Source organism: Caballeronia sp. (assembly GCF_028292365.1).
In the GTDB taxonomy this organism is placed as follows: Bacteria; Pseudomonadota; Gammaproteobacteria; order Burkholderiales; family Burkholderiaceae; genus Caballeronia.
Genome location: NZ_JAQGMM010000389.1, coordinates 1 through 7,140 on the forward strand (window position 1 = coordinate 1; position 7,140 = coordinate 7,140).

Sequence of the window (7,140 nt, forward strand, 5' to 3'; positions counted from 1 at the left end):
TCGTGATGACGGGCATGCATGATTTCCTCGGCCATGAAGAACGCGAAAGCGGTTTCCGCTCGGTACTGAGGCGGCGTTTCCCTAACTGCGACATCGTGGAGACGGTCGAGAGCCGCGAGCAATCGGCGGTCACCGAAAGCCTGACTCGCGACGCCTTCCGGCGCTATCCCGACCTGCGCGGGATCTATAACATTTCAGTCGGCGACGAAGGCGTTGGCGCGGCGCTCCAGGCGCTCGACCGGGTTCGTTCGACCGTATTCGTGGGCCACGAACTCAACGACATTTCGCGGCGCTTGCTCATTGAAGGAACGCTCGACGCCGTGCTCGACCAGAACCCGGCCGCCGAAGCAATGCGTTCCATCGAAATCATCTTGCGGCACTATCATCGCGATCCCGGCGTGGCGTTGCCACAGCAGATTCCGGTCACGGTGTTGTTACGTGAAAACCTGCCGCTTAGCGACTAAGCGCTAGCGGCGCGGGTTTTTCCTTGAGGCTCAGGCCGTTCCAGAGATCGCGAATCCAGTCGCGCATCAGCAATGATTCGGCCCAGCGGTCGGTTGTGTCATTGCCATCGCGGCCGATGATTGCGTAAGGCCTGGGTCCGAGTTCGCACGTGAAGACCAGTGTGTCGTCGGGACCGGCGCGTCGTTGCCACGATGCAAAGCCGTAAGACCACCAGTCGAGAAACAGGTCCACCCAGATCCGGTGCGGCTCGAACGAAATCTCGATCTGTACTTGCTCACGGCTCGCGACGCGGCCGTGAAACGCCCACGAATGGTCGAGAATCCGGTGCATATCCGCATGGTTTTCATCGGACACGGGCACCGCGAATTCACGTCCGACGAGATAGTGCGAGATATCGCCGAGCAATTTCAAATCAGGCCGGGCGTCGAGCAGATCGAGCGTGAAATGCAGGTCGGTCGTCATGCGGTCCCGGTGCGTTTCGATATACACCGGGAAGTCCACCTGCTCGGCGAGTCGCGTCCATCCATCGATCAACTTGAGCGCTTCATCCAGCCGACGTGGCCGTACGTCCGGCTGCAAGTCGATGTGGTGCACACCGAACTCGGTGGCTATTTCAAGGATGGGTTGCAGGTCATCTACCGCGCTCGGAAAACATTGTCCTTCCGCTTGCAGACCGAGCGGCTTTAGCAAGCCGCTAAGCCGTCGCACGTCATCGCGCGATGCATAACCCGCACTGACGCCGTTAAAACCTGCTTGCGCGATCATCGTTACGTTGTCTTCAAGCGAGCGCTCATGACCGTCGGTGTGACGGCGCTCCATTGCCCATAGCGACTGATAGATGTCGAGCCGTTGCGTCATAGCGCCTCCACGGCAAGCAGCGGCTTGAGCTTGACGCTTCGATCCGAAAGCAATGAAGGCTCAATACATGCCCGCCTCGCAATCAACTCCTGCGCTACTCGCACGTCACGCGCGATCTCGCTCGCTTGTCCAACACCACTTGCGCCCACCAGCACGCCATCGCGATCCAGTGCAAAGAAGACCCGCGATGCGGCGCTCGTTTCGCGTACGACGGAAGTGACGCCGAATGCGGGCATGCCTGCAATCTGTATGGTCATGTCGTATTGATCGGACCAGAACCACGGCACTTCGGAATAGGTCTCGCCGCGGTCCAGCATGTTGCGCGCGACAATGCGCGCATGGTCCTCCGCGTTCTTCCAGCATTCGAGCCGCATGCGCCGCCGGAACAGTCGATGCGGAAACGAGCAGACATCGCCCGCGGCGAAAATGTGCGGATCATTGGTGCGCAACGTGTCGTCCACGGCAATGCCATCGGCTACGTCGATACCCGCCGCTTCCGCCAGCTCGGTGCGCGGCTTTACGCCAATCCCGGCGATCACGCAATCGCATGCGATGGTCGTGCCGTCGGAGAGCTTCACACCCGTGACGCGTTTTGTATTCGATCCGATGACCCGGTCGACCTGCACGGCGAAGCGCACGTCCACGCCCATCTGCTTGTGCCGTTCCACCAGATACGCCGCGACGATTTCCGGCACGGCACGCATGAGCGCACGCGCTGCTGCTTCGATCACGATTACCTCACACCCTCGAGCAATTGCAGTTGCGGCAATCTCCAGCCCGATAAAACCCGCACCCACGATCGCGATCTTCCGCCCCGGCAATAACTCGCTGAGCACGCTCGACGCGTCTGCAGCCGTGCGCAAGACATGCACGCCCTCAAGCGTTGAGCCGGGTACGCTCAGGTGCCTTGGCGCCGCGCCGGTCGCGATCAGCAGACGCTGATAAGCGACGGTATGCCCATCGCTTAAAACCACTTTGCGCGCGGCGCGATCGATCTCTTGCACGCCCGCATCGACACGCAGGTCGATGCGTTGCTCGCCATAAAACGCCTCGTCATATAGTGCACATTGCGCCGTGGTTTTCTGACCGAGCAGCACGGCCTTTGAGAGCGGTGGCCTGTCATAAGGTGCAACCCCTTCATTGCCGAGCAGCGTGATCCCGCCGTCCCAGCCGTTGTCGCGCAATGCATGGGCGGCGCGTGCTCCACTTTGCCCGGCGCCGATGATCACCATCGCGGGTCGGCTTTTCATGACGCTGCCTTCGCTTGCGGCGGTACACCGAGCAACACCTCGCCGCGTTCAATACGCACGGGGTAAGTCTTCAAATGCACACAGACGGGCGGGCTTTTGGGCTTGCCGGTCGGAATATCGAATCGTCCCTGATGCAGAGGGCATTCGATCTCCCGATTAAGCACGAAGCCATCGGCGAGATGCGCGCGTTCGTGCGTGCACCACCCATCCGATGCAAAGAAACCCTCGGCTATCCGATACACCGCGTAACTCGCGCCGGCGTGATCGAAACGGATTACGTCTTCTTCGGCGATCTCACTGGCAGCGCAGGCCACGACCCATTCGATGTCATTCGTTTCAACAGCCACAAGGGCCTCCGGGTTGTTGGAGTTGTTTAGGTTCAGATGCCCGACTGGGCCGCAAATGTTCCATGCGGGGCGCTTTCACCCGGCACCTTGCGCTCGATCACATGATCCGGCTCTGAACGCTGTTTCCATAACGCGGGCACCATCTCGCGATACACCGCATAGAGGCTCGGATAAGCAGGTGGAAGCTGATCCTTGATGACTTCGTGCAGACGCGGCAGCGCATGAAATGGCACCATCGGCAGGAGATGGTGCTCGAGGTGGTAGTTCATGTTCAGGTACAGGAAGCGGTAGACCGGATTGATGTACACCGTGCGTGTGTTGAGCCGATGATCCTTCACGTTGACCGCGAGGCCCGCATGCTGCGTCAGCCCAAGCAACTGATGCAGCCAGCCGCCGTAATAGCGCGGCGTCCACACGAACATCAGCGGCAGGAAACTACGGAGTGCGATAGCAAGCCCGATCGTGCCGATGACCACCAGCAAATAGATTCGACATGACCAGATCATCTTTGGCTTTTCGGTAGCGGGGAGGAACGCATCGGTGGCGGCGTCTACGCGGCCGAACGCATGCCGCACGACCTTGCGGATCTCGAGCGAAGTACCCAGCAGTCCGAAGAAATCGATGATGATCGGCCAGACCTGCGTCGGCCGTGCGACCTGGATCTCCGGATCGCGCTCTTGAAAGTACGTATGCGTGTGATGACGTGCGTGGCTCCAGCGCCACCAGTACCCTTCGCGGATCGTCATGAACGAAGACAGGTGATAGAAGGCGTCGTTGAGCCAACGCGTCTTGAACGGCGTGCCATGTGCAAGTTCGTGCCAACGGGCGTCGCTTGACGAATAGATCGTGCCGTAGGCGAGGAAGGCCGGCACGGCCCACCACGTACCCCAGCAGAGCGCGGCCACCCAACCCGACGCGACCAGCAGTAACAACCAGGGTACGAAGTTGCGCAGGCCTTCGGCGTCGCTGCGTTTCATCAGCTCTTTCAGCACGGCGCGCGGAATGCGCGGTTGGTACCACTGCTCGTGAATACGCTCGTCGATTGCCGGGTCGGTGAGGGCGGGTTTTGCCGCATCGCCGCCGCTGAGATCGGGAGTCGAGGACATGGGCTTGTCTCCTGCTTAATTATGTTTAAACAACGTTTAAGCGATGTTTGAGCGCTTCCCGTCAGTCATCTCCACCGGGCGGCCTTCTTGTTGAGAGAACGATAGATGACCGCTGCCTGCTGCTCACTCAAAAAAATGATGGATTCCCATCAAGCACGGCTGCGGGCCACATTGGCTATGGCTTTCCAAAATAGAAATTAAATTCCATCAAACCGATGAGTGAAATTTTCTTTGCATTGGCACAAGCGGTCTTCTATGCTTGTGTCCATTAGCGGCCGGAGTGCTGCAATGATCGTCAAGGAGACAGTTGTGAACAGCATGGAAGTCGGCGCGGTGACGCCTGAAGGTGTGGTCGAAGCGCTGCTGCGCGGTCCGGGCGCAGTACGCATTCGCGGCGTGTTCAGCGCGGCGCAAGTGGCCGAGGCGCGGCGTGTAGTGATGGAGCATTCGCAGGACCGCGCGCAGACGGTCACGCATTTCCAGGGTCAGGCGGCCGAAGATCAGCGGCTGCATTTGCAGCGGCGTGTGTGGAATCTGCTGGCGAAAGGCGATGTGTTTTCGGAGATGGCGGAGCAGCCCGCGATCGTCGCGGCCATGCGGCTATTCCTGGGCGATGACTTCATCATGGGGTCAATCGCGGCGAACCGGATCTTGCCTGACGGTCCCGGACAGGAACCGCATATCGATTACCCGTACTGGGATTTTCACTCGCCGACAACATTTCCGCTCGCCATCAACACGAGTTTTCCGCTCAACGCGCAAGTGACCATTCCGCTCGATCCGTTCACGGCGCAGACCGGTGCGACGGCTTTTGTGCCGCATACGCAGCATGAATTGCGTTATCCCGGCGAGGGTGACGCCTTCTTCGAACGTTGCGAGCGCATGGAAGCGGAGCCCGGCGACGCTATCGTTTTCTTTGGTGCGACGTGGCACTGCGCGATGCCAAACCACAGCACGCGGGATCGCAGCGCGGTGCTGATTCAATACCTGCCGAAATTCATCAAGCCGATGGAAGACCTGCGCGCGATGGTCGGCGAAGCGTTCGTGAAGAACGCCAGCCCGACCATGAGACAGTTGCTCGGCCTGAACTTCCCGTATCCGCAGAATCTCGATGCGATTGCGGTTGCGACGAACGCCGAGGGTCGCAAGAACGCCGCGCGGTAACGCCATGCGGTGATTCAGCCTTCCGAGAATTTCAGCGCGTGCTCCAAAGCGCCCGGGCTGATTGGCTTATGCAGATAACCGTCGAACGGTTCCAGGTCCTTGTCCTTGAGATCGGTCCTGCCGGTCACCGCGATCACGCACGCGTCGCGGGACGCCCCTTCGTTGCGTACCCGCCGGCAAAGCTCCCGGCCATCGGCGTCGGGTAACTCGATGTCGAAGAACACGACATCGAAACTCTGCGTCTGCGTGAGCGCCATCGCCGAGCGGCCGTCGTACGCAACTTGAACCTTGTGCCCCAGGCCGGACGCTATTTCGCCAAACGCGTCGGCTGAATCTTTATGGTCATCAATAAACAGGATGTGCACGATTCCCTCGGTATTAAGCGGATGTTGATGATGTGGAAGCAGATGAACCGAACGAGATCGCGCGTTCGCTCTGAACACCTTGCAACGAAGATGCCAGCTTTGATCGGCCCCACAGTGTGGGAACGGCGATTGCACTGAGCGGGTGCACGGCGCAGCGTCGCCGGCAATTCGTTCGACAATCGATTTTCCGTTCCGAGGGGACACTATGCGACTCCTAACTACTCAAGATGGCTTGCCCCGTATCTCGTGGGGCGCGGTCATAGCCGGCGTGATTCTGTCGCTGATCGTTTACCTGATCATGAGCGTGCTGGGGACCGCGATAGGCGCGTCGCTTCTGGCACCCATGTCACAGCCGAATCCTGGGCGCGTGTTTGGATTTGGCTCGGGCGTGTGGGTGATTGTTACAACCGTTCTGGCCGTGTTTGTCGGTTCGTACTTTGCAGGGCGTTGCGCGCCGGTGCTCGGATGGCTGCACGGTTTGCTCGCGTGGGCAGTGATGACCTTGCTGTTGCTCTATGGCATGACATCGATTATTGGCGGGGCGGTCAGCGTGGCGGGCAATGTCGCGGTGGCTACGGCGAACGTCGGGGCGGCCGCGAGTGGTCAAGGCAATCAAGTGACTGGGTCGCTCGCCGATTCCGCCAAACAGCAGGCGCAGGCGGTGCTGGATGGGGCAGCCTCGGCCACGGCAAGCGTCGATGCCCAGCAGGACGCAATGCAAGCGGCGCACACGGCCGCGCGTGGCATTGCCCGCGCGACGTGGTACTCGTTTGCGGCGCTGCTGGTGGGCGCCATCATCGCGGTGGTGTCCGGAAGCGCGGGTTTCCGCCATCAACCGCCGTTCGAAGAAGGCGGCGGGTCGGCGCGCGATGACGCAGTGGTGACCGATGGATTGGGACGGCGCAGGGTTTCCTGAGTTGACCACTTGCTGAAGGAAGGCCGGTCGATTCGACCGGCCTTCCTCACGTCATCGCCGCGATCGCTTCGAGCAATGTGAGATTCAGGTACTTGAGATCGTTATTGGTCGGTTCCGGTTGTGACGAGAACTTGGCGATCACCGTCTCTCGCAACGGGTCGACGTATAGCCACTGGCCATGGATGCCGATCGCGAAGCAGGCTCCGCTGGCGTTGCCGACCTGATACCACTTGTTGCGGTACTTGCCGTTCGGCAACCAGGCTGAGAAGGACCCTTGTCGCCATGCCTCGGCACTTCCGCCCGAGAGTGTGTCTTTCATCCAGTCTGCGTTTATCAATCTGCGCCCGTCCACCACGCCGCCGAGGCGCACCAACTCGCCGATCCTCGCCAGGTCACGCACCGTCATGCTCAGGCCGCCGCCCGAGCGCGCGGTGCCGACGAGGTCCACGGTGACGCAGCCGTCGTGTCGCAACCCCAGCGGCTGCCATAGACGCGTGGCCGCAAAGTCTGCGTAACGCGTGCCGGAGGCGCGCTCGATCACTAGGCCAAGCACGTCAGAATTGGGTGAGCAGTAGTGGAAAGGACCACCGTGCTCCCCCGTGCCTTTGGGCAGCGAAGCAAGGAAGCTGATCACCGTCTCCGGTTCCTCACCGTCTCGCCGCGGGTCCC

Annotated in this window: 9 protein-coding genes; 3 read left to right on the top strand and 6 right to left on the bottom strand. The window is 60.5% G+C overall.

All coding sequences use genetic code 11. From position 1 onward, the window contains the following. Positions 1–464 (top strand): substrate-binding domain-containing protein (locus tag JWR14_RS23425; RefSeq protein ID WP_299712696.1); only part of this gene is annotated, 464 nt, incomplete at its 5' end. Here JWR14_RS23425 and JWR14_RS23430 read toward each other — a convergent pair. From JWR14_RS23430 to JWR14_RS23445, 4 genes are read right to left on the bottom strand one after another with little or no spacing between them, the layout of a single operon-like run. After that, positions 454–1,323, bottom strand: coding sequence for a sugar phosphate isomerase/epimerase (locus JWR14_RS23430; protein ID WP_299712699.1), 870 nt, complete (start codon positions 1,321–1,323; stop codon positions 454–456). The genes JWR14_RS23425 and JWR14_RS23430 overlap by 11 nt on opposite strands. Further along, complete coding sequence (locus JWR14_RS23435; protein WP_299712702.1) at positions 1,320–2,573, bottom strand: FAD-dependent oxidoreductase; 1,254 nt, start codon at positions 2,571–2,573, stop codon at positions 1,320–1,322. Before JWR14_RS23435 ends, JWR14_RS23430 begins: the two co-directional genes overlap by 4 nt. Next, positions 2,570–2,920, bottom strand: coding sequence for a non-heme iron oxygenase ferredoxin subunit (locus JWR14_RS23440; RefSeq protein ID WP_299712705.1), 351 nt, complete (start codon positions 2,918–2,920; stop codon positions 2,570–2,572). The genes JWR14_RS23435 and JWR14_RS23440 overlap by 4 nt, the downstream gene beginning before the upstream one ends. 32 nt (positions 2,921–2,952) lie before the next feature. After that, positions 2,953–4,026, bottom strand: coding sequence for a fatty acid desaturase (locus tag JWR14_RS23445; protein ID WP_299712708.1), 1,074 nt, complete (start codon positions 4,024–4,026; stop codon positions 2,953–2,955). Between the two features lie 318 nt (positions 4,027–4,344). Here JWR14_RS23445 and JWR14_RS23450 point away from each other — a divergent pair, with 318 nt between their 5' ends. Beyond that, the gene (locus tag JWR14_RS23450) at positions 4,345–5,190 is read left to right on the top strand and encodes a phytanoyl-CoA dioxygenase family protein (protein ID WP_299712720.1); all 846 of its coding nucleotides are present in this window, start codon (positions 4,345–4,347) and stop codon (positions 5,188–5,190) included. A gap of 14 nt (positions 5,191–5,204) precedes the next feature. Here JWR14_RS23450 and JWR14_RS23455 read toward each other — a convergent pair whose 3' ends face one another. After that, entirely contained in the window at positions 5,205–5,555 is a 351-nt protein-coding gene (locus tag JWR14_RS23455) for a response regulator (protein WP_299712711.1), read from the bottom strand. A 205-nt stretch (positions 5,556–5,760) separates the two neighbouring features. On the opposite strand from JWR14_RS23455, the gene JWR14_RS23460 reads away from it, so the two are divergent. Continuing rightward, a complete protein-coding gene (locus JWR14_RS23460; RefSeq protein WP_299712714.1) occupies positions 5,761–6,471 on the top strand; it encodes a YrzE family protein in 711 nt (236 codons plus the stop codon). A 46-nt stretch (positions 6,472–6,517) separates the two neighbouring features. Here the strand turns inward: JWR14_RS23460 and JWR14_RS23465 are convergent. Beyond that, positions 6,518–7,140, bottom strand: a 623-nt coding sequence (locus JWR14_RS23465) for a serine hydrolase (protein ID WP_299712717.1), incomplete at its 5' end; no start/stop codon positions are given.